Source organism: Pseudomonas sp. PSE14 (assembly GCF_029203285.1).
Classification (GTDB): Bacteria; Pseudomonadota; Gammaproteobacteria; order Pseudomonadales; family Pseudomonadaceae; genus Pseudomonas.
The window spans coordinates 3,118,980-3,139,376 of sequence record NZ_CP115669.1 but is presented as its reverse complement, the minus strand read 5'-3'; the positions used below and the strand labels follow the sequence as shown (position 1 = coordinate 3,139,376).

The following is a 20,397-nucleotide window of genomic DNA, read 5'->3' as shown; positions in this document are numbered from 1 at the left end:
GAACGAGGCAACGCCGCGCCTGCCCGGAACGGTGATTCCGGACAGACACGGCGCAGGCGAGGGGCTACGCCTTCTCGGTCGACTCCGTCAGCGCGGCCCGCACCAGCGGGTGCAGGTCGCCGTCGGGGTGTTGCTCCTGCCAGGCCATCAGGTCGCGGCGCATGGCCGGAGTCCAGAAGTTCTGCAGGTGCTGCTGCACACCGCGCACGGCCTGTGCGCGGTCCGGCTCGCTGGCGAAGTACAGGCCGATCTGGTTGGCCATCTTGATCAGGTTCTCGATGCTCATCGGCGGGCCTCGGCTTTCTCCGCGTGGCGACGTTCCTTGAGCAGGCGCCGCTGTTCGTCACTGAACGACTGGAAGCGCTTCTGCCACTCGGAGGGCTCGTAGACACGCGTGACTTCCACCGCCGTGACCTTGTATTCCGGGCAGTTGGTGGCCCAGTCGGAGTTGTCGGTGGTGATCACGTTGGCGCCGGATTCCGGGAAGTGGAAGGTCGTGTAGACCACGCCGGGCGCCACGCGCTCGCTGACCTTGGCGCGCAGCACCGTCTGCCCGGCGCGGCTGCCCACGCCGACCCAGTCGCCATTCTGGATGCCACGGGTCTCGGCGTCGCTGGGGTGGATCTCCAGGCGGTCTGCCTCGTGCCAGGCGACGTTGTCGGTGCGCCGGGTCTGGGCGCCGACGTTGTACTGGCTGAGGATGCGCCCGGTGGTCAGCAGCAGCGGGTAGCGGGCGTTGACCTTCTCGTCGGTGGGCACGTAGCCGGTGAGCATGAAGCGTCCCTTGCCGCGCACGAACTCTTCGATGTGCATGGTCGGGGTGCCGTCGGGCGCAGCGTCGTTGCACGGCCACTGCAGGCTGCCATGGCGGTCGAGTTCGGCGTAGCTGACGCGGGTGAAGGTCGGCGTCAGGCGGGCGATCTCGTCCATGATCTGCGACGGGTGCGTGTAGTTCATCGGGTAGCCCAGGGCATTGGCCAGGGCCACGGTGCCTTCCCAGTCGGCCTTGCCGCCCAGCGGTTCCATCACTTTGCGAACCCGCGAGATGCGGCGCTCGGCGTTGGTGAAGGTGCCGTCCTTTTCGAGGAAGGAGCTGCCCGGCAGGAACACGTGGGCGAACTTCGCCGTCTCGTTGAGGAAGATGTCCTGCACCACCACGCATTCCATGGCCGACAGGGCGGCGGTGACGTGCTGGGTGTTGGGGTCGCTCTGGGCGATGTCCTCGCCCTGACAGTACAGCGCCTTGAAGGTGCCGCCCAGGGCTGCCTCGAACATATTGGGGATGCGCAGGCCCGGATCGGGCTGCAGGGTCACGCCCCAGGCCTGTTCGAACTGCGCGCGCACGGCCTCGTTGGAAACGTGGCGGTAGCCCGGCAGCTCGTGGGGGAAGGAGCCCATGTCGCAAGAGCCCTGGACGTTGTTCTGGCCGCGCAGCGGGTTCACGCCGACGCCTTCGCGGCCGACGTTGCCGGTGGCCATGGCGAGGTTGGCGATGCCCATCACCGCGGTGCTGCCCTGGCTGTGCTCGGTGACGCCCAGGCCGTAGTAGATCGCCGCGTTGCCGCCGGTGGCATAGAGGCGGGCGGCGGCGCGGATTTCCTCGGCGGGCACGCCGCAGACCGGGCCGAGCACCTCGGGGGCGTTCTCCGGCAGGCTGACGAAATCGCGCCAGCGGGCGAATTCCGCCGCCTCGCAGCGGGCATCGACGAACTCCTGGTTGACCAGGCCTTCGGTGACGATGACGTGGGCCAGCGCGTTGAGCATGGCCACGTTGGTGCCGGGGCGCAGTTGCAGGTGCAGTTCGGCGCGGGCGTGGGGCGAGTCCACCAGGTCGATGCGCCGGGGGTCGATGACGATCAGTTGCGCGCCTTCACGCAGGCGGCGCTTGAGCTGGGAGCCGAACACAGGGTGGGCGTCGGTGGGGTTGGCGCCCATCACCAGCACCACGTCGGCCTGCATCACCGAGTCGAAGCTCTGGGTGCCGGCGGATTCGCCCAGGGTCTGCTTGAGGCCGTAACCGGTGGGCGAGTGGCAGACGCGGGCGCAGGTGTCGACGTTGTTGTTGCCAAACGCCGCGCGCACCAGTTTCTGCACCAGGTAGGTTTCTTCGTTGGTGCAGCGGCTGGAGGTGATGCCGCCGATGGAGTCGCGCCCGTATTTCTGCTGGATGCGGCGGAATTCGCTGGCGGCGTAGGTGACGGCCTCGTCCCAGCTGACTTCCTGCCACGGGTCGCTGATGTGCTTGCGGATCATCGGCTTGGTGATGCGGTCCGGGTGGGTGGCGTAGCCCCAGGCGAAGCGGCCCTTGACGCAGGAGTGGCCGTGGTTGGCCTGGCCGTTCTTGTCCGGGACCATGCGTACCAGCTTGTTGCCCTTCATCTCGGCGCGGAAGGAGCAGCCCACGCCGCAGTAGGCGCAGGTGGTGATGACGCTGCGCTCGGGCTGGCCGATCTCGACCACGCTCTTTTCCATCAGCGTGGCGGTGGGGCAAGCCTGCACGCAGGCGCCGCAGGAGACGCACTCGGAATCGAGGAAGTTCTCGCCGCCGGCTGCCGCCACGCGGGATTCGAAGCCGCGTCCTTCGATAGTCAGGGCGAAGGTGCCCTGGGTTTCTTCGCAGGCACGCACGCAGCGGTTGCAGACGATGCACTTGCTCGGGTCGTAGTCGAAGTAGGGGTTGGAGACGTCCTTCGCATCGCTCAGGTGGTTGGCGCCTTCGTAGCCGTAGCGCACTTCGCGCAGGCCCACCTGGCCGGCCACTGTCTGCAGTTCGCAGTTGCCGTTGGCTGGACAGGTCAGGCAGTCCAGCGGGTGGTCGGAGATGTACAGCTCCATGACGTTGCGCCGCAGGCTGGCCAGTTTCGGCGTCTGGGTGCGCACCACCATGCCTTCTGTAACCGGCGTGGTACAGGAGGCCGGGTAGCCGCGCATGCCGTCGATCTCCACCAGGCACATGCGGCAGGAGCCGAAGGCTTCCAGGCTGTCGGTGGCGCAGAGCTTGGGAATGCTGGTGCCTGCCAGCGCCGCGGCGCGCATCACCGAGGTGCCGGCGGGGACGCTGATTTCGCGGCCGTCGATGCTCAGGCTGACCTGCACGTCGCTCTCGCGGGCCGGGGTGCCGAGGTCGAGTTCGCTGCTGCTGGAGCTGGCGGGGTCGAAGTAGTTGATCATTGGTCGGCCTCCTGGGACTCCAGACCGAAGTCGGCGGGGAAGTGCTTGAGGGCGCTGGTCACGGGGAAGGCGGTCATGCCGCCAAGCGCGCAGAGCGAGCCGTAGGTCATGGTGTCGCAGAGGTCCTTGAGCAGGATCACCTGCTCGTCCCGCGCACGGGCGTCGGGCGCCGCCAGCAGGCGGTCGACGACTTCCACGCCACGGGTGGAGCCGATGCGGCACGGCGTACACTTGCCGCAGGATTCTTCGGCGCAGAACTGCAGGGCGAAGCGCGCCATGCGGGCCATGTCGAGGCTGTCGTCAGCCACCACCACGCCGCCGTGGCCGAGCATCGCGCCCATGGCGGCGAAGGCCTCATAGTCCAGCGGTGTATCGAACTGCGACGGTGGCACCCAGGCGCCCAGCGGGCCGCCCACCTGTGCGGCCTTCAGCGGCCGGCCACTGGCGGTGCCGCCGCCGTAGCCGTCCACCAGCTCGCGCAGGGTCAGGCCGAAGGCGCGCTCGACGAGCCCGCCGTGGCGGATGTTGCCGGCCAGCTGGAAGGGCATGGTGCCCAGCGAGCGGCCCATGCCGAAGTCGCGGTAGAACTGCGCGCCCTTGGCCAGGATGACCGGCACCGAGGCCAGGGTGAGCACGTTGTGCACCAGCGTCGGCAGCCCGAACAGGCCTTGCAGCGCCGGCAGCGGCGGCTTGGCGCGAACCACGCCGCGCTTGCCTTCGAGGGAATCCAGCAGGGCGGTTTCCTCGCCGCAGATGTAGGCGCCGGCGCCCATCCGCACTTCCAGGTCGAAGGCGCGGCCGCTGCCGCACACGTCTTCACCCAGGTAGCCGGCGTCGCGGGCGATCTGGATGGCCAGGTTGAGGGCGGTGATGGAGTCGGGGTACTCGGAGCGTACATAGATGTAGCCCAGGGTCGCGCCGACGGCGAGGCCGGCGATGGCCATGCCTTCGATCAGCAGGAAGGGATCGCCTTCCATCAGCATGCGGTCGGCGAAGGTGCCGGAGTCGCCTTCGTCGGCGTTGCACACCACGTATTTCTGGGCGGCCTGGGCGTCGCGCACGGTGCGCCACTTGATGCCGGCCGGGAAGGCCGCGCCGCCGCGACCGCGCAGGCCGGAGTCGAGCACTGCAGCGACCATCTCGGCGTCGTCCAGGCCGATGGCGCGGGTCAGGCCTTCGAAGCCGCCGTGGGCGCGGTAGTCGTCCAGCGACAACGGCCGGGTGATGCCCGCGCGGGCGAACAGCAGACGCTGCTGGGTCTTCAGGTAGGGGATGTCTTCCACCGGACCGACGGCGCGGGGATGGTTGGCGGGGTCGCCGGCCAGGGCGTCGAGCAGAGCCGGAACCTCGGCTGCGGTGATGGGGCCGAAGCCCAGGCGGCCATCGGCGCTTTCCAGTTCGACCAGCGGCTCCAGCCAGTAGAGGCCGCGGGAGCTGGTGCGTTGCACCTGAATCGACAATTGACGACGCTCGGCCTCGGCGGCCAGCGCGGCGGCGACCTCGTCGGCGCCCACCGAGCGGGCGACCGAATCGCAGGAAACGAACAGCTTCAGCATGCTCCGTCCTCCAGGCAGCCGTTCACCAGCTCACGCAGGCGTTCGGGGGTGAGGCGTGCATGCACGCGGCCGTCCAGCTCCAGGGCCGGCGAGCAGGCGCAGGCGCCCAGGCAATACACCGGGCGCAGGGCGATCTGGCCGTCGGCGCTGGTACCGTGGTCGTCCAGCGCCAGTTGCTCGCGCAGCTGCGCGGCGAGGCCTTCGGCGCCCATGCTCTGGCATGACTCGGCCCGGCACAGGCGCAGGGTATGCCGGGCGGGCGGGGCGGTACGGAAGTCGTGATAGAAGCTGATCACCCCGCGTACCTCGGCGACGCTGAGGTTGAGGGCGTGGGCGATCTCGGGAACGGCGACATCGGGGATGTACCCGAGGCCGTCCTGGATGGCATGGAGGATCGGCAGCAAGGCACCGGGAGTGGCCTTCTGGCGTTCCAGCACGTCGTGAATCAGGGGCAGGTGGAGCGAGTCATCAGACATTCAGCGAACCTCGACATCGCGAACGCGCCTGCCGTCCCCCGGCAGCGGTTCGGAACTCTTCGGCTGCGGCGTGCCGGCCACGTCACGGGCGCGTGGCTCTTCGGAGCGCCATTCTTGTTATCCGGCCAGGCATCTGGGCGCACCTGGTCCTTAACAGTATGGAAGCTTGCCATCCCCCCTGCCGGCGGATTGCACCTGAACGACACGTCGCATCCTGAAACCGACAGCGGGCCGTAGAGAGGCTCGGAGAGGGGGCGCTGACCGCCCGCGAGAGGGAAGAAATGGGCCTGCCGCAACCGCCGGAGCCGTCCTGGTCCTGTTCCGGCTTCGGCGGTTGGCGAGGGCGGTCAGGCGTCGCGGTAGGTGCCTTTCTGCTTGGCGGCGTGGCTGGCCAAGGCGTCCATCAGCGGCGGCGACAGGCAGTCATAGGGTTCCAGGTGAAGCTCACGCAGGCGCTGGCGGATGGCTTCCATCTGCGAGGGCGGCGTGCCGCTCTCGATCACCGAGGATACGAAGGCGGCGAACCCAGGCGCTGACCAGCCTTCCTGCGGGGAGAGTTCGGTGTGCACGAAGTCGAGGCCATAGAAGGCGTGCCCCTTGTTTTCGATGCGGCCGAACAGGTGCACGCCGCAGTCTCGGCAGGCGTGCCGCTGGATGACGGCGCTCTCGTCGACGATCTGCAGCTTTTCGGGATGGGCTACCACACTGACCTTGTCGCGCGGTACCACGGCGATCACCGCGAAGGTCGCCCCCGCGGGCTTCCAGCACTTGGTGCAGCCGCAGGCATGGTTGTGCAGGGTCTGGGCGCCGACCGTGACTTCCACCTTGTCGGTCGCGCACAGGCACTGCAGCGTGCCGCCGGCAAAGCCGGGCTGTTCCGGGCGGATGCCGTTGTCCACTGACGGATGAATGTGAATTGCGCTCATGTACGTGTTCCTCCTGGCGTTCGGTCCGGCAGGGAGGGCGCAGCCACAGGCCGCGTCCAGGGCCCGGCCCGTCGAAAGGGATGACGGCGCATCAGGATGGGGCTGTGCATCATACCGAAGACCGGATCGATGCCTTCGTGGTCCAGGGTGGGTTTGCGGCGAGTGGGATGTGGCCTTCCATCGCGTCCTTCACCCTGCCGGGAAGCGGGGTGCGCCGCCGACAGCCGACTCCCCGTCCCCGCGGCCGCTAAGCCACAGGAAGGGGCGGGGCGATCTTCGTTGCGGTGCCGGAGTCGCCGACAACGATCGACCGCCATCATTCACGATAGGTGAGTTTCAGCGGGATACGGGCAGGGGGCGAAGGGAAAACCGGGGAGGGTCCACAGGCGCGGATGGACGGTGCGGTGCGGCGCGAATGGAGAGGAAACACCGGCGGCCGGGAGCGGCGCGCCGGTGTTTCGGGGTTACTGCGGCTCGACGCTGACCGCGACGGCGGAGGTGATGCGCAACACCACCTGGCGGCCGATGTAGTCGGGTTTCATTTCCACGTCGGGGCGAACCTTGACGGTGTGCAGGCCGCCGTCGGCGAGCTGCAGGGTGGCGGTGCGCTGGGTGGTGTCGAGGGATTTGACCAGGGCCGTGATCTCGATGGTGTCGGCCGAAACCATGGCCGGCTTCGCGCCGAGCTGCGAGGTGGCCAGCATGCCGGCGGCGCCGTCCACGGCGGCTTCGCCCGGCTTGCGCAGGTAGACGACGCGTTCCATGACCACAACCGCCTTGACCCGGTCTCCGACCTTGAGCTGGTTGAAGTTGCGCATCTCCGGCGGCGCCTGGATGGTGCGGCTGTTGCCCTGGTCGTCCTTGAGGGTGAAGGTGCGCTTGCCCGCGTCAATGGCCGAAACGGTGGCCTGCAGCTCTTCCGTCTCGGTGATCGCCCCGCCCGGCACGCCCTTGGCGACAGTCTCGGTACGGCCGTACTCGGTGTTCAGCGGCTTGTCGGCCTGGGTCTGGCAGCCGACCAGCACAGCGGCGGCCAACGGCAGGAAGAGAAAACGGGATGCACTCATGGTGAGTCCTTGCTTCATGGTGTTTGAGGTTCGGTTTCGCGGATCTGGTAGATGGCGTCGTCGGGACGCATAGGCGTCACGCGGATCAGGTAGCTGGGGCCGGGGTTGCCGAGCATCATCTCGTTCAGGTTGAAGCGCACGTCGAGCTTCAGGTACTTGATCTCGCCCGGCGCGATGCTGAAGGTCTGCTTGATGTCGCGGGGTTCCCAGCTCGCCTTGCGGGTCAGGCCGGTCACGCGCAGGTTGTGGTTGCCCGGCGCCAGCTCGATGCGACGATAGGAATTGAACTCGAGCGTACCGACGCTCTGTTCGTCGATCAGGATGTCCGGATAGGAGAAACGCAGGGGCTGCCTGCCCGGATTATCGGCCTTGGGACGGAACAGGTAGAGCGTCGCGCGATCCGGAGTGCTGGGGGGAATGGGTTCGAAATAGCCGGGGCCGCTACAGCCCGTGAGCAGGAGCAGGGAGACAAGAAAAATGGAGAGCCGGCGCATGACGGTCCTTCGTGGCGGCCTGGATCGGCGCAGCGTAGCAGAGCCCCCGAACGTCGTTCAATGCACGTTTGCTCGATTGTTGGGGGCCTGTTGGAAATTGCCCGTCCGTCGACTTGGACGGGTACCGGCGAGCCGCCGACTTCACCCGGAGGACGCGATATAGAGCGTCTGCGTTTCCCTCGGATTTGGCCTGCGGGTGTCGTCAGCATGGCGGTTGAGGGGGATAGTCCATTTGGACGAGGCGATACGTCGCACTTTTTTCATAGTCTCGAACCACCCCTGGTTCTCCCTGAAGGGCGGTGAAGGCAATGAAAACAAAAAAAATCTGCCTGGCTGCGGTTCTCTGTGCATTCTGCGCGGCCTATGTCCTGCTACTGGTCCAGCCCAAGCCGGCTGCCCTGGCCAGTACCGTCTATTGCAACGCCAGCTACCCCAGCTGCTACGTGCCGGTGCCTTCCATCAGCCGGCTGTTGCCCTGATCGCCGACATCCATCGCCTGCATCGTCTGGATGCACGGCTGCTTGCGCGGCGTTTTCCTCCGAGCGGTGCAGGGCGCAGTCGCCCCTGACTGAGTCCGTGCACGGCCGCTATCGCCCACGCCTGGTGACGTATCGACGTCGAGCCGGGCGCGGCATCTCGCCTGCTGACTGCTGACGGATTCGCTCCGTTTCGAGCGCTGATTTGCGCTGCGCCTGGATAACCGCCGCAGGGCCAGATCCGTGTTCCGCCAAACCGCGTGGCCGCGGAGTGATGCCGAGCTTCTGGCGCGTCACCCCGTTGCGCTGGCGTCCTGTTCCCTGAAATTCTCCATGATTATTTTTGTTAACTAATAGCGCTGTCTCGCTAAGGGTGCAGCGATGTCGGTGGCGATCTCCTTGTTGACCCTTGATACCGAGGTTTTCATCTCGGCCGTTCGCCAAGGCAGGTGCTCGCGTCAAATGAATTGGCAAATATAGTTAATTGACATAACTAATTTGGCGAGATAGTTTTCCCTCACCAAGCCAAACAAGAACACAGGTGAGACATGAACAAGTACGAAGGCCGCTGGCAGACCGTAACCGTGGAAGTGGAGGGCGGCATCGCCTGGGTTACCCTGAACCGTCCGGAAAAGCGCAACGCCATGAGCCCCACGCTCAACCGCGAGATGCGCGATGTGCTGGAAACCGTGGAGCAGGATGGCGACGCGCGTGTTCTGGTGCTGACCGGCGCCGGCACAGCCTGGACCGCGGGCATGGACCTGAAGGAATACTTCCGGGAAGTGGACGCCGGTCCGGAGATCCTCCAGGAACGCATCCGCCGCGACGCCTCCGAATGGCAGTGGAAGCTGCTGCGCCTGTACTCCAAGCCGACCATCGCCATGGTCAACGGCTGGTGCTTCGGCGGTGGTTTCAGCCCGCTGGTGGCGTGCGACCTGGCCATCGCCGCGGACGAGGCGGTGTTCGGCCTCTCCGAGATCAACTGGGGCATCCCGCCGGGCAACCTGGTCAGCAAGGCCATGGCCGACACCGTGGGCCATCGCGAGTCGCTGTACTACATCATGACCGGCAAGACCTTCGATGGCCGCAAGGCTGCCGAGATGGGCCTGGTCAACCGCAGTGTGCCGCTGGCGCAACTGCGCGAGGCGGTGCTGGAACTGGCCGCAGATCTTCTGGACAAGAACCCGGTGGTGCTGCGCGCGGCGAAGAACGGCTTCAAGCGCTGCCGCGAGCTGACCTGGGAGCAGAACGAGGACTACCTCTACGCCAAGCTCGACCAGGCCCAGCTGCGTGACCCGGAGCATGGCCGCGAGCAGGGCCTCAAGCAATTCCTCGACGAAAAGAGCATCAAGCCGGGCCTCCAGGCCTACCGCCGCTGAACCGCCGCCGCGGGGCGCAGGTCCCGCGGCCAGAACAACGACAAGAGGAATCGCTGCATGAACGAAGTCTCGCTGTTGATCGGCGGACGGGCCTTGCCTGCCAGCAACGGACGCACCTTCACCCGGCTCGACCCGCTGACGGGCGCGCCGGCCAGCGTCGCGGCTGCGGCCACCCTCGACGATGCCGATGCCGCCGTAGCCGCCGCTGCTGCGGCATTTCCCGCCTGGTCCGCGCTGGGCCCCGGCGAGCGTCGTACGCGCCTGCTGGAGGCGGCGCGGCTGATGGACGCGCGCAGCGCCGAGTTCATCGCCGCCGGCGCCCGCGAAACCGGCGCCATGGCCAACTGGTACGGCTTCAACGTGCACCTGGCCGCCGGCATCCTGCGCGAAGCGGCCGGCATGACCACCCAGGTGCTGGGCGAGGTGATCCCCTCCGATGTGCCCGGCTCCCTGTCCATGGCCATGCGCCAACCGGTGGGTGTCGTACTGGGCATCGCTCCCTGGAACGCCCCGGTGATCCTGGCGACCCGTGCCGTGGCCATGGCCCTGGCATGCGGCAACACGGTGGTGCTCAAGGCGTCCGAACAGTGTCCGGCGGTGCACCGGCTGATCGGCCAGGTGCTGCATGACGCGGGCCTGGGCGATGGCGTGGTCAACGTGCTGAGCAACGCTCCGGAAGACGCCGCCGCACTGGTCGACCGGCTGATCGCCAATCCGGCGGTCAGGCGCGTCAACTTCACCGGCTCGACCCGTGTCGGACGCATCATCGGCGAGCTCAGCGCGCGTCACCTCAAGCCCGCGCTGCTGGAGCTGGGCGGCAAGGCACCGCTGCTGGTGCTGGACGATGCCGATCTGGACGCCGCCGTTGAAGCTGCTGCCTTCGGTGGCTACTTCAATCAGGGGCAGATCTGCATGTCCACCGAGCGCGTGATCGTCGATGCGCGCGTGGCAGACGCCTTTGTCGAACGCCTGGCGAAGAAGACCGCCAGCCTGCGCGCCGGCCATCCCGCCGCGCCGGACTCGGTGCTTGGCAGCCTGGTGGACGAAGCCTCCGCCCGGCGCATTCGCGCGCTGATCGACGACGCGGTGGAGAAGGGTGCACGCCTGCTCTGCGGCGGTGAATGCGAGGGTGCGGTGATGCAGCCGGCGCTGCTGGACGGGGTGACACCGGACATGCGCCTGTATGCCGAGGAGTCGTTCGGCCCGGTGCTTTCGGTGATCCGCGTGGACGGCGACGAAGAGGCCCTGCGGGTGGCCAACGACAGCGAGTACGGCCTGTCGGCGGCGATCTTCAGCCGCGATCAGGCCCGCGCACTGAACCTGGCGCGGCGCGTCGAGTCGGGTATCTGCCATATCAACGGCCCGACCGTGCACGACGAGGCGCAGATACCTTTCGGTGGCGTCAAGGCCAGCGGCTACGGTAGCTTCGGCAGCCGCGCCGCGCTCGATCACTTCACCCAACTGCGCTGGATCACCCTGCAGACCACGCCGCGCCACTATCCAATCTGAGTTTCCGATCCGAGCGCCCGGCAGGACGCCGAGCAGAACAAGAACAAGATTTCCGCCGCCGCGCCGAAGGGCCCGGCGGCGTGTCTCGATGGAGAACACTCCATGAACCTCGAATCCAATTCCCGGCCGCGTTATCGACCGGTCGCCATCGGCCATCCCGAAGTGGAAGTCCGGCGCGAGGCCGACGGCACCCTCTACATGCGCGCCCGCGAAGCGCTGGAGCCGCTGCCCGAACGCTTGCTTGAACGCCTGCAACTGTGGGCCGTCGAGCGGCCGCAACAGACCTTCGTCGCCGCCCGCGACGAATCCGGACAGTGGCGCCGCATCAGCTACGCGCAGATGCTCGACAGCACCCGGCGTATCGCCCAGAACCTGCTGGCCTATGGGCTCGGTCCGGAGTGCCCGCTGCTGATCCTCTCGGGCAACGACCTGGAGCACCTGCAACTGGCCTTCGGCGCGATGTACGCCGGCATTCCCTATTGCCCGGTGTCGCCGGCCTATTCGCTGGTCTCCCAGGACCTGGCCAAGCTGCGCCATATCGTCGACCTGTTGCAGCCGGGCCTGGTGTTCGCCGCCGATGCCACGCCGTTCCGTCGTGCCATCGAAACGGTGATCGATGCCCAGGTGCCGTTGCTGTTCAACCGTGGCGAGATCGCCGGCCGGCAGTGCCGCGCCTTCGCTGACCTGCTGCAGGCCGGGGATTGCGCCGAGGCGGATGCCGCCTTTGCAGCCACCGATGGCGACACCATCGCCAAGTTCCTCTTCACCTCCGGCTCGACCAAGCTGCCCAAGGCGGTGCCGACCACCCAGCGCATGCTCTGCGCCAACCAGCAGATGCTGTTGCAGACCTTCCCCGAGTTCGCCAGGGAGGCGCCGGTGCTGGTGGACTGGCTGCCGTGGAACCACACCTTCGGCGGCAGCCACAACCTCGGCATCGTGCTTTACAACGGCGGCAGCTTCTACATCGATGGCGGCCGCCCGACGCCCCAGGGCTTCGCCGAAACGCTGCGCAACCTCAAGGACATCTCGCCCACCGCCTACCTCACCGTGCCGCGCGGCTGGGAGGAGCTGGCCGGGGCGCTAGAGACCGACGCACAACTGCGCGAGCGCTTCTTTGCCCACATTCGCCTGTTCTTCTTCGCCGCAGCGGGGCTGTCCCAGGATATCTGGGACCGCCTCGACCGCCTGGCCGAGGCCCATTGCGGCGAACGCATCCGCATGATGGCCGGCCTGGGCATGACCGAGGCGGCGCCGTCCTGCACATTTACCACCGGCCCGCTCTCCGTGGCGGGCTACGTCGGGCTGCCGGCGCCGGGTTGCGAGGTCAAGCTGGTGCCGCTGGAGGGCAAGCTGGAAGCGCGCTACCGGGGCCCGAACCTGATGCACGGTTACTGGCGCAGCCCCGAGCAGAGCGCCGAGGTCTTCGACGAGGAAGGCTTCTACTGCTCCGGCGACGCCCTGCGCCTGGCGGACGACGCCAATCCGCAACTGGGCCTGATGTTCGATGGCCGCCTGGCCGAGGATTTCAAGCTGTCCTCCGGCGTGTTCGTCAACGTCGGCCCGCTGCGCACCCGCGCGGTGCTCGCCGGGGCGCGCTACGTGCAGGATGTGGTGGTGCTGGCGCCCAACCGTCCGAGCCTGGGGTTGCTGGTGTTTCCGCGCATGGCCGAGTGCCGTGCGCTGGCCGGCCGGGGGGCGGATGCCAGCGATGCCCAGGTGCTTGGCAGCGTGCAAGTGCGCGCCTGGTTCAGCGAGTGGCTGGGACAACTCAACCGGGAAGCGACCGGCAATGCGAACTTCTTCGGCTGGGCTGCGCTGCTCGATGAGGCGCCGTCCATCGATCGCGGCGAGATCACCGACAAGGGCTCGCTGAACCAGCGCGCCATCCTGGCCTCGCGGGCCGAGCTGATCGAAGGCCTGTACCGGGGTGAAGATGCACGGTTGATCCCCGCCCCCTGAGCCTGAGCGAACGAAACGGGCCGCCTTGTGAGAGCACGGCGGCCCGTTTTTTTATGTGTGAAATTTGGCCGGAAGAAAGGCGGCGCCAGGAGGGCGCCGCACAGTAGGGGCTCAGTTGAAAGCGGTGGGCTGCGGGTTTTCCAGCAGCACGGCCATGCCCTGGCCGCCGCCGATGCAGGCGGAGGCGATGCCATAGCGGCGGCCGCTGGCGGCCATCTGCCGGGCCACGGTTTGGGCCAGGCGCAGGCCGGTGGCGGCCAGCGGGTGACCCAGTGCGATGGCGCCGCCATGGATATTCAGGCGTTCGTCGTCCAGTTCCAGTTCGCGTTGCACGGCAAGCACCTGGGCGGCCTGGGCTTCGTTGATCTCGAAATGGCCGATCTGCTCCAGACGCAGCCCGCAGCCGTCGAGCAGACGGCGGATCGCCGGCGCCGGGCCGATGCCCATGTACGCCGGGTCTACACCCACCACGGCGGCGCCACGCACGTGAGCCAGAACCGGCCGGTTGCCAGCTTCCGCACGGGTCATCAGCAGCGCGGCGGCGGCGCCATCGACCACGGCGCAGCTGTTGCCGGCGGTCTGCACGCCGTCCGGGTAGAGCGCGTTCAGGCGTCCCAGTGCTTCGGCGGAGGTCTCGCGAATATGGCTGTCCTGGGCTGCGCGCGCCTGGCGGCTGGCCAGCTTCAGCCGGCGCGGGGCGAGGCCGGGCTGCTCGAAACTCTGCTCGATCACCTCCTGGATTTCTCCGGCGAACCAGTCTTCGGCCTGGGCGCGCAAGGCCCGTTCGAAGCTGCGCAGGGCATAGGCATCCACGTCCTCGCGGCGCAGGCCGTAGCGGCGGGCGAGATTCTCGGCGGTCTGCATCATGCTCAGGCCCACGGCCGGGTCGAGCAGCGCCTCCCAGAGAAAGTCCTTGAACTCCACCGGCTGGCCCAGGGTGAAACCGTTGCGATGGCTGTAGCTGACGATCGGATTGCGCGACATCGACTCGCTGGCCACGCAGAGCACGCTGCGGGCCTGGCCTCGCTGGAGTTGCTCGGCGCCTTGGCGCAGCAGTTCCAGGCCGGTGCCGCAGATGCGTTGCACACCCAGCGCCGGGACGTGCTGGGGAACGCCGCAGTACAGGCCGATGTGGCGCGGCAGCATGTAGGCATCGAAGCTGGCCTGGGCCATGTTGCCGGCCAGTACGCTGTCGATGCCGGCCGGGTCCACGCCGCCGCGTTGCAGTGCAGTGCGGCCGACGTGGATACCCAGGTCGGTCGGCGAGACGCTGGAGAGGGCGCCCCGGTAGTCGATCCAGGGTGTGCGGACGGCTTCGACGAGCAGGGCGTCGTCGAAGGCGCTGAAGAGTCCGGGTAGGGGCATGGGGGATTCCTGATTGATTAGGTTTCTTAACGATCACCACAGCGCAAGGCTGTAATCGATGGTCACGCGCACTTCGTCCACGTCACGGGCGAAGTCGCTTTGGTAGTGCCCTTGGCGCAGTCGCAGTCCGAGACCGGCAAGGCTGCCGGACTGCACCACGTAGCCGAGTTCCAGGTCGCGCTCCCATTCGCGGCCGCGCCAGTCGTACTGCGGCAGCTGCACGTTGTCGCCGTGCACCACCCGCACCAGGGCGGTCAGGCCGGGCAGGCCCTGGGCGGCGAAGTCGTGCTCGTAGCGCAGTTGCCAGACGCGCTCGTCCGGATTGACGTACTCCGAGACCAGGCTGCCGCCGACGATCAGGTAAGGGTCGGTGCCGGACAGGTAAGGCATCCCGGTGTCGCCGCTCAGGCGCATGTGGCCCAGGCGCAGGGTGTCGGCGCCCAGCTGGTAGGAAAGGTTGAGGTTGAGGTTGCCGTTGTCCACCGGGCCGGCTGCGGCGGCGCCATCCTCGGTACTGCGGAAGTAGAAGGCTTCGCCCTTGAGCCGGCCGGGCCCCAGCGGACTGGTGTAGGTCAGGCCGGCGTAGTGCTGGCGGTACAGATCGCGCAACTGGGCGAAGTAGTAGCTGCCGGTCAGTTGTTCGCTGATCCGGTATTCGCCGCCGCCGAAGCCGAAGAAGTCCGACTCGGCGGTGCCGTTGAAGCGCTTGTTCGGCGCGCTGACCCGCAGCTTGTCGTCGTTGCTGGAGTCGCGGAATTTCTGGCGGTCGAAATAGCCGCCATGCAACGTCAGCGCGTCGAACTCGCGGGACTGCAGGAAGGCGCCACGGAACACCGGCGGGAACAGCCGTGCGGTGATCGGGTAGGCGATCGGCAGCAGCGGTTGCACGGTTCCCAGCTGCAGCTCGCTGCGCGATGCCTTCAGGCGCGCCGTAAGGCCAGCCTTGGCGTACTGGTCGTCCACTTCGCGGCTGACCGGGTCGTAGGCCAGTAACCCGGTGCCGGTGCGATCCGGGCTGGAGTCGAGCTTGTAGCCGGCCATGCCCAGAAAGCTCAGGCCGAAACCGACGGGACCGTCGGTATAGCCCGAATCCAGCTTCAGGGTGAAACCCTGGGCCCACTCGCGGGCCTGGGACTGCCCGCTGCCACTGCGAAAATCACGATCCATGTAGAAGTTGCGCAGCGCCAGGCTGCCCTTGCTGTCGTCCAGGAAACCGCCTGCCAGCGCGCCAGGCGCCAGGCAGGCGGCGAGGACCGCCACGAGGTATCTGTCCATCGGGGGCTCGCTTCTTGTCGTTATCTTCGGCGGGGTGTCAGTCGCTGGCAGTGCCGGATCGGTGGCGGAGCAGAAGAATGATCCCGGCGGCGGCAACCACGATGCCGGGGGCGGCAACCGCCATCAGGCCTGTTGCTCCGGCGCCGGAGGCGAGCATCTGGCCTGCCAGCAGGGGCCCGCCGATGGAGCCCAGGCGGCCCACGGCGACCGCCGAGCCGACGCCGGTGGCGCGGATGCCGGCGGGGTAGAACTGCGGCGCCAGGGCATAGAGCACCAGCTGCGCGGCGAGCACGAAGAAGCCGGCGGCGAAGCCCACCAGCAGCATGCTGACAAAGCCGTCCAGCGAGCCCAGACCGGCCAGGGCGAGGAGGATGCCGGCGTAGATCAGGGTCACCAGCAGGGTCGGCCGCCAGCGGTCGAGCAGCACGCCGGCCAGTACCGAGCCCAGCGCCATGCCAAGGTTCAGCAGCAACTGCACGCTGCCGGCCTGGGCGCGACTGAAGCCCTGACCCATGAGCAGCGAGGGCAGCCAGTTGAGCAGCATGTACACCACCATCAGGGTGAAGAAGCAGCTCAGCCACAACAGCAGGGTCGGCAGGGCCTGGCCCGAACGGAACAGCCCCTGGTACACGCCGATGCGCTGGCGCTCGTTGCCCGGGCGCAGGTAGGCCGGGGACTCCGGCAAGCGCAGGTAGAGCAGCGGCGCCACCAGCAGTGGCGCCCAGCCGCCGATGTGGAACACCAGTTGCCAGCGCTCCGCACCAGCCGACATCCCCGCCAGCGAGGCCAGCGCCCCGCCCAGCGGCACACCGCAGTACATCAGGCTGACTGCGGTGGCGCGCTGGGCGCTGCCGGCGGCCTCGGAGGTCAGGGCGATCAGGTTGGGCAGTGCCGCGCCCAATCCCAGTCCGGTCATGAAGCGCGCCGCCAGCAGGCTGTCGAGGCTCCCGCTCTGGGTGGTGAGCAAGGAGAACAGGCCGAACAGCGTTACTGCGGCGGTCAGCACGCGCTTGCGGCCGATGCGGTCAGCCAGCCAGCCGCCGACGAAGGCACCGGGCAGCAGGCCGAGGATGCTGGCGCTGAATACCCAGCCGAGCTGGACCTTGTCCAGGCCGAAATGCGCGGCGATACCCGGTCCGGCGATGCCGGAGGACTGGATGTCGACGCCCTCCAGCAGGGCAACGATGAAGCACAGCAGGATGGTGAGGCGAGTGGCAGCGGTTTGCCGCGCCAGTGGAGCGGACGGGATGTCGTTCATGCCAGAAGTGCTCTTGTAATTGTTGTAGGAGAATCCGGTTAATTTAATTAACTAATTTCGATGCTAGGAGGCTTGAACGGATTCGTCAACGCCACGGCCGTCCACCGCCGGGGGCGGTAGACGGGGCGCGATCAGGGAACGGCAGGGCGAACGGAGAGGGGAATTACGCGGGGGTATGGATTTTCTGCAGCAGGCCGAGCAGTTGCTCACGTTCGGCGTCGGAGAGGCCGGCGGTGGCTTCGAGGTCGCTCTGCAGGGCGACGTCCTTGAGTTGCTTGAGCAGGGTTTCGCCCGCCTTGCTGAGGAAGATCCCGTAGGAGCGCTTGTCCGGCTTGCAGCGCACGCGCACCGCAAGGGCACGGGTTTCCAGCTTGTTCAGCAGCGGCACCAGTTGCGGCGGCTCGACGCTCAGGGCGCGGGCGAGGTCAGCCTGCATCAGCCCGGGATTGCTCTCGATAATCGCCAGGGCGGTGAACTGCGCCGGGCGCAGGTCGAACTTGGCCAGTTCGTTCACCAGGTGCTGGAAGACGGACAGCTGCGCACGGCGCAGGGCGTAGCCGACGTAGTTGTCCAAAGGCGAACTCAGGGCCGCGCTGGCGGCCTCCTGAGGCGCGTCGTCGAGGGGCAGGGCGGAAGCGCTTTTCTTGGCCATGCGGTCACGGTTACTCGTGTTAACGATTTTGGGCGATCTTCGCACTTTTTCGGCTTGCCTGGCCAGATGGGGCGGATTTTCGCCCGTGGGGATGCACGGGAACTCAGGATCTGGGTGGCTCGTCCCGGAATACCTGGCGCATGAGATCGAGGTAGCGCCGGGCACCCAGGCCCAGCGGCCGGGACTTCATCCAGATGACATCGACCCAGAGCCGCAGCCTGCTGGCCATGTTGTCGAAGCGGACTTCCGTGACCGCGCCCGAAGCGATCAGCGGTTGTACCAGGGGCTGCGGCAGGTAGGCCCAGCCGAGGCCGGACTGGATGAACTCCAGGGTGGCCAGGTAGCTGTCGGTCAACCAGATGCGCCGCGACAGCACCATGCGTGGGTCCGACCCGGTGGGCGTGCCCGAAGACACGATGATCTGCCGCTGTTCGGCGAGCATTTCCTCGCGCAATGGCCTGTCACCCTGCCGGGCAACGGGGTGCTGCGGAGACGCGACCGCGACGAGCAACTGGCTGCCCGCTTCGAGGAAGGACTCGCGCTCATCGATGCCGGGGCGCTCGAACACCAGCGCCAGTTGCACGGCGCCTTCGTGGAGCATGCGTACGGCTTCGGCTTGCGTGGCCGAGCGGACCTCGATTTCCAGTCCGGGGAACTCCTCGGCCAGTGTCGCCAGCGGCTCGCCCCAGCGCCCGGTCTGCAGCTCCGGGGCAATCGCGATGCTCAGCCGTTGTTCGAGCCCCTTGTGCAGCTGCAATGCCTGGGCATCCAGCAGGTTCAGCTGGCAGATCACCTGCCGGGCCTGGGGCTCCAGGGCCAGCGCGGCGGCGGTGGGCAATGCCTTGCGTGTGCTGCGGTCGAACAGCGTGAGGTCCAGCTCCGCTTCCAGCTGGGCGATGGCCATGCTGACCGCCGATGGCACGCGACCGAGCTTGCGCGCCGCAGCGGAGAAAGAGCCGCTGTCCAGCACGGCGAGGAAGATCGAGAGGGAGTCGCTGGAGAAGGCCATTGTTTTCAATAATCCTGATGATGATCCCCGCCGACATGGGGATGCACGGCTTTGATATGGCCGATACGCACTGAATACCCGATGCGAGCCTGGTCGGTTGTCAGAATAACTGATGGTAATCGTCTTTTTCGATGGCCAGGACGAGCCTAATCTGGCTCGCACTATCGCAATCGAAGGAGGCTGAGATGCTGAATGCACAATGGCAGGGCCAGGTCGCGTTGATCAGCGGCGCCGGCAGCGAACAGGGAATCGGAATGGCGATCGCCCGGCGGCTCGGGCAATGCGGGGTGAAGCTCATCGTTACCGCCAGCAGCGCCCGCCTGTTCGACCGTGTGGCACAGCTGCGCGCCGAAGGTTTCGAGGTCGAAGGACGCACGGCGGACCTTACCGATGAGGCCCAGGTGAACACGCTGGTGGAGTGGGCCGAATCCGTCTGGGGCCGGATCGACATCCTGGTCAATAACGCCGGCATGGCCATGCAGGGCAGTCCGGAGCCCTTCGCCGATGTGGCCGATACCGACCTCGCCGCATGGAACCTGTCACTGTCCCGGAACCTGACCACCGCCTTCCTGCTGACCCGCGGCGTACTGCGGGGCATGCAGGCTCGGGGTTACGGACGGGTCGTGCAGATCAGCTCCACCACCGGCACCCGCGGCAGCAACCCCGGCGAGGCGGCCTACAGCGCGGCCAAGGCCGGGATGGTGGGGATGAACATGGGATTGGCGCTGGAAGTCGCCCGATACGGCATCACTGTGAACAGCGTGGCGCCCGGCTGGATCGCCACCGAATCCTCCACCGAAGAGGAGGCCGTCGCCGGCCGTCATACTCCCGTCGGCAGGGCCGGGCGCCCGGAGGAAGTCGCCGCCGCGGTGGCCTTCCTGGCGTCGCCGGAGGCGAGTTATGTGACCGGTGAAGTACTGGTCGTCGACGGCGGCAACTGCCTGATCGAAAACAAGGCGCCATGAGCGTCCAGGCGCTTACCCGGTCGCCTGGTGCGGCTGTCGGTTCGCGCCCGAGTTCTTGAAGGAAGATATCGATGAGCAAGCCAGTGGTTCTGGTAACCGGCGCCTGCGGCGGCGTGGGGCAGGCATTGGTGCAACGCTTCGCCGCTTCAGGGTGGCAGGTGTTCGCCACCGACCTGGACGACGAGGCGTTACGGCGCCTGGACGAGTCGAAATGGTTGGCCGGCTACAGCGCGGGAGACATTCGCCAGCCCGCCGAGTGCCGGCGGGTCGTGGCCGATGCGGTGCAGGCGACGGGGCGTCTCGATGCGCTGGTCAATGCCGCCGGAGTATGGCGCGAGGGGCCGGTCGAGGCCAGCAGTGAAGAGGATTTCGATATCGTTCTGGACGTCAACCTCAAGGGCACCTTCTTCATGTGCTCGGCGGCGATTCCGCATCTCAAGGACAGCGAAGGGGCGATCGTGAACATCTCCAGCGATGCCGGCCGCCAGGGCAACCGCAATGCCGCCGCCTACTGCGCGAGCAAGGGCGGGGTGACCTTGCTGAGCAAGACGCTGGCCCTGGACCTGGCGCCTTTCGGCGTTCGTTGCAACACGGTGTCGCCGGGCGACATCGAGACGCCCATGTTGCGCTTCCAGGCGGAGCGCTACGGTGCCGGCGACCCCCAGGGGTACTATCGCGAGCTGCTCGCCAAGTATCCCCAGGGTGACAGGGCCGCGTTCATCCAGCCCGGCGAAGTGGCCGAACTGGTGTTCTTCCTCTGCCAGCCGCATGCGCGCTCGATCACGGGGGCGGACCTGGCGATCGATCGCGGCGTGTCCGCCGGCAACTGAGCGTCCCGATTCCCCCAGCCATCCGAGCCG

At 67.3% G+C, this 20,397-nt stretch carries 18 protein-coding genes; 6 read left to right on the top strand and 12 right to left on the bottom strand.

The features are described from left to right. Positions 1-64 precede the first annotated feature (64 nt). From O6P39_RS14355 to O6P39_RS14325, 7 genes are all read right to left on the bottom strand, one after another. Positions 65-286 (bottom strand): formate dehydrogenase subunit delta, encoded by a 222-nt coding sequence (locus tag O6P39_RS14355; RefSeq protein ID WP_275607176.1) that lies wholly within the window; start codon positions 284-286, stop codon positions 65-67. Further along, positions 283-3,171, bottom strand: a complete 2,889-nt coding sequence (gene fdhF / locus O6P39_RS14350) for a formate dehydrogenase subunit alpha (protein WP_275607175.1) — start codon at positions 3,169-3,171, stop codon at positions 283-285. The genes O6P39_RS14355 and fdhF overlap by 4 nt, the downstream gene beginning before the upstream one ends. Next, positions 3,168-4,727, bottom strand: coding sequence for a formate dehydrogenase beta subunit (locus O6P39_RS14345; RefSeq protein WP_275607174.1), 1,560 nt, complete (start codon positions 4,725-4,727; stop codon positions 3,168-3,170). Before O6P39_RS14345 ends, fdhF begins: the two co-directional genes overlap by 4 nt. Next, positions 4,721-5,203 (bottom strand): formate dehydrogenase subunit gamma, encoded by a 483-nt coding sequence (locus O6P39_RS14340; RefSeq protein WP_275607173.1) that lies wholly within the window; start codon positions 5,201-5,203, stop codon positions 4,721-4,723. Before O6P39_RS14340 ends, O6P39_RS14345 begins: the two co-directional genes overlap by 7 nt. Before the next feature lie 347 nt (positions 5,204-5,550). Then, the gene (gene gfa, locus O6P39_RS14335; protein WP_275607172.1) at positions 5,551-6,129 is read right to left on the bottom strand and encodes an S-(hydroxymethyl)glutathione synthase; all 579 of its coding nucleotides are present in this window, start codon (positions 6,127-6,129) and stop codon (positions 5,551-5,553) included. A gap of 464 nt (positions 6,130-6,593) precedes the next feature. Further along, positions 6,594-7,196: a hypothetical protein gene (locus O6P39_RS14330; protein WP_275607171.1), complete on the bottom strand. Its 603-nt coding sequence runs from the start codon at positions 7,194-7,196 to the stop codon at positions 6,594-6,596. Between the two features lie 14 nt (positions 7,197-7,210). Continuing rightward, positions 7,211-7,690 carry a DUF2846 domain-containing protein gene (locus O6P39_RS14325; RefSeq protein ID WP_275607170.1) on the bottom strand — a complete coding sequence of 160 codons (480 nt, stop codon included), beginning with the start codon at positions 7,688-7,690 and terminating at the stop codon, positions 7,211-7,213. Between the two features lie 308 nt (positions 7,691-7,998). On the opposite strand from O6P39_RS14325, the gene O6P39_RS14320 reads away from it, so the two are divergent. From O6P39_RS14320 to O6P39_RS14305, 4 genes are all read left to right on the top strand, one after another. Next, entirely contained in the window at positions 7,999-8,169 is a 171-nt protein-coding gene (locus O6P39_RS14320) for a hypothetical protein (protein WP_275607169.1), read from the top strand. Positions 8,170-8,714: 545 nt separating this feature from the next. Further along, entirely contained in the window at positions 8,715-9,545 is an 831-nt protein-coding gene (locus tag O6P39_RS14315) for a p-hydroxycinnamoyl CoA hydratase/lyase (RefSeq protein WP_275607168.1), read from the top strand. Positions 9,546-9,602: 57 nt separating this feature from the next. Continuing rightward, positions 9,603-11,054, top strand: coding sequence for an aldehyde dehydrogenase (locus O6P39_RS14310; protein WP_275607167.1), 1,452 nt, complete (start codon positions 9,603-9,605; stop codon positions 11,052-11,054). 102 nt (positions 11,055-11,156) lie between these two features. After that, positions 11,157-13,013 (top strand): feruloyl-CoA synthase, encoded by a 1,857-nt coding sequence (locus O6P39_RS14305; protein WP_275607166.1) that lies wholly within the window; start codon positions 11,157-11,159, stop codon positions 13,011-13,013. Between the two features lie 111 nt (positions 13,014-13,124). Here the strand turns inward: O6P39_RS14305 and O6P39_RS14300 are convergent, their stop codons facing one another. The 5 genes from O6P39_RS14300 to O6P39_RS14280 all read right to left on the bottom strand — a co-directional run bounded on the left by O6P39_RS14300 (position 13,125) and on the right by O6P39_RS14280 (position 18,572). Then, positions 13,125-14,378 carry a thiolase family protein gene (locus O6P39_RS14300; RefSeq protein ID WP_275607165.1) on the bottom strand — a complete coding sequence of 418 codons (1,254 nt, stop codon included), beginning with the start codon at positions 14,376-14,378 and terminating at the stop codon, positions 13,125-13,127. Between the two features lie 33 nt (positions 14,379-14,411). Continuing rightward, a complete protein-coding gene (locus O6P39_RS14295; protein WP_275607164.1) occupies positions 14,412-15,653 on the bottom strand; it encodes an OprD family porin in 1,242 nt (413 codons plus the stop codon). A gap of 37 nt (positions 15,654-15,690) precedes the next feature. Then, positions 15,691-16,911: a 3-(3-hydroxy-phenyl)propionate transporter MhpT gene (gene mhpT, locus O6P39_RS14290; RefSeq protein ID WP_275607163.1), complete on the bottom strand. Its 1,221-nt coding sequence runs from the start codon at positions 16,909-16,911 to the stop codon at positions 15,691-15,693. A 163-nt stretch (positions 16,912-17,074) separates the two neighbouring features. Next, on the bottom strand, positions 17,075-17,563 hold the full coding sequence (locus O6P39_RS14285) for a MarR family transcriptional regulator (RefSeq protein ID WP_275607162.1): 489 nt from the start codon (positions 17,561-17,563) through the stop codon (positions 17,075-17,077). A 103-nt stretch (positions 17,564-17,666) separates the two neighbouring features. Next, complete coding sequence (locus tag O6P39_RS14280; protein ID WP_275607161.1) at positions 17,667-18,572, bottom strand: LysR family transcriptional regulator; 906 nt, start codon at positions 18,570-18,572, stop codon at positions 17,667-17,669. A 185-nt stretch (positions 18,573-18,757) separates the two neighbouring features. Here O6P39_RS14280 and O6P39_RS14275 point away from each other — a divergent pair, with 185 nt between their 5' ends. Both O6P39_RS14275 and O6P39_RS14270 read left to right on the top strand, forming a co-directional pair. Beyond that, the gene (locus O6P39_RS14275; protein ID WP_275607160.1) at positions 18,758-19,537 is read left to right on the top strand and encodes an SDR family NAD(P)-dependent oxidoreductase; all 780 of its coding nucleotides are present in this window, start codon (positions 18,758-18,760) and stop codon (positions 19,535-19,537) included. Between the two features lie 71 nt (positions 19,538-19,608). Continuing rightward, positions 19,609-20,367 carry an SDR family oxidoreductase gene (locus tag O6P39_RS14270; RefSeq protein ID WP_275607159.1) on the top strand — a complete coding sequence of 253 codons (759 nt, stop codon included), beginning with the start codon at positions 19,609-19,611 and terminating at the stop codon, positions 20,365-20,367. Positions 20,368-20,397 lie beyond the last annotated feature (30 nt).

Excerpts from the sequence above, each read along its gene's own strand:
- O6P39_RS14300 (WP_275607165.1), bottom strand. The coding sequence starts at position 14,378 with ATGCCCCTACCCGGACTCTTCAGCGCCTTCGACGACGCCCTGCTCGTC.
- gfa (WP_275607172.1), bottom strand. The coding sequence starts at position 6,129 with ATGAGCGCAATTCACATTCATCCGTCAGTGGACAACGGCATCCGCCCG.
- O6P39_RS14325 (WP_275607170.1), bottom strand. The coding sequence starts at position 7,690 with ATGCGCCGGCTCTCCATTTTTCTTGTCTCCCTGCTCCTGCTCACGGGC.
- O6P39_RS14270 (WP_275607159.1), top strand. The coding sequence starts at position 19,609 with ATGAGCAAGCCAGTGGTTCTGGTAACCGGCGCCTGCGGCGGCGTGGGG.
- O6P39_RS14310 (WP_275607167.1), top strand. The coding sequence starts at position 9,603 with ATGAACGAAGTCTCGCTGTTGATCGGCGGACGGGCCTTGCCTGCCAGC.
- O6P39_RS14280 (WP_275607161.1), bottom strand. The coding sequence starts at position 18,572 with ATGGCCTTCTCCAGCGACTCCCTCTCGATCTTCCTCGCCGTGCTGGAC.
- O6P39_RS14315 (WP_275607168.1), top strand. The coding sequence starts at position 8,715 with ATGAACAAGTACGAAGGCCGCTGGCAGACCGTAACCGTGGAAGTGGAG.
- fdhF (WP_275607175.1), bottom strand. The coding sequence starts at position 3,171 with ATGATCAACTACTTCGACCCCGCCAGCTCCAGCAGCAGCGAACTCGAC.
- O6P39_RS14275 (WP_275607160.1), top strand. The coding sequence starts at position 18,758 with ATGCTGAATGCACAATGGCAGGGCCAGGTCGCGTTGATCAGCGGCGCC.
- O6P39_RS14320 (WP_275607169.1), top strand. The coding sequence starts at position 7,999 with ATGAAAACAAAAAAAATCTGCCTGGCTGCGGTTCTCTGTGCATTCTGC.
- O6P39_RS14285 (WP_275607162.1), bottom strand. The coding sequence starts at position 17,563 with ATGGCCAAGAAAAGCGCTTCCGCCCTGCCCCTCGACGACGCGCCTCAG.
- O6P39_RS14295 (WP_275607164.1), bottom strand. The coding sequence starts at position 15,653 with ATGGACAGATACCTCGTGGCGGTCCTCGCCGCCTGCCTGGCGCCTGGC.
- O6P39_RS14345 (WP_275607174.1), bottom strand. The coding sequence starts at position 4,727 with ATGCTGAAGCTGTTCGTTTCCTGCGATTCGGTCGCCCGCTCGGTGGGC.
- mhpT (WP_275607163.1), bottom strand. The coding sequence starts at position 16,911 with ATGAACGACATCCCGTCCGCTCCACTGGCGCGGCAAACCGCTGCCACT.
- O6P39_RS14340 (WP_275607173.1), bottom strand. The coding sequence starts at position 5,203 with ATGTCTGATGACTCGCTCCACCTGCCCCTGATTCACGACGTGCTGGAA.
- O6P39_RS14330 (WP_275607171.1), bottom strand. The coding sequence starts at position 7,196 with ATGAGTGCATCCCGTTTTCTCTTCCTGCCGTTGGCCGCCGCTGTGCTG.
- O6P39_RS14305 (WP_275607166.1), top strand. The coding sequence starts at position 11,157 with ATGAACCTCGAATCCAATTCCCGGCCGCGTTATCGACCGGTCGCCATC.
- O6P39_RS14355 (WP_275607176.1), bottom strand. The coding sequence starts at position 286 with ATGAGCATCGAGAACCTGATCAAGATGGCCAACCAGATCGGCCTGTAC.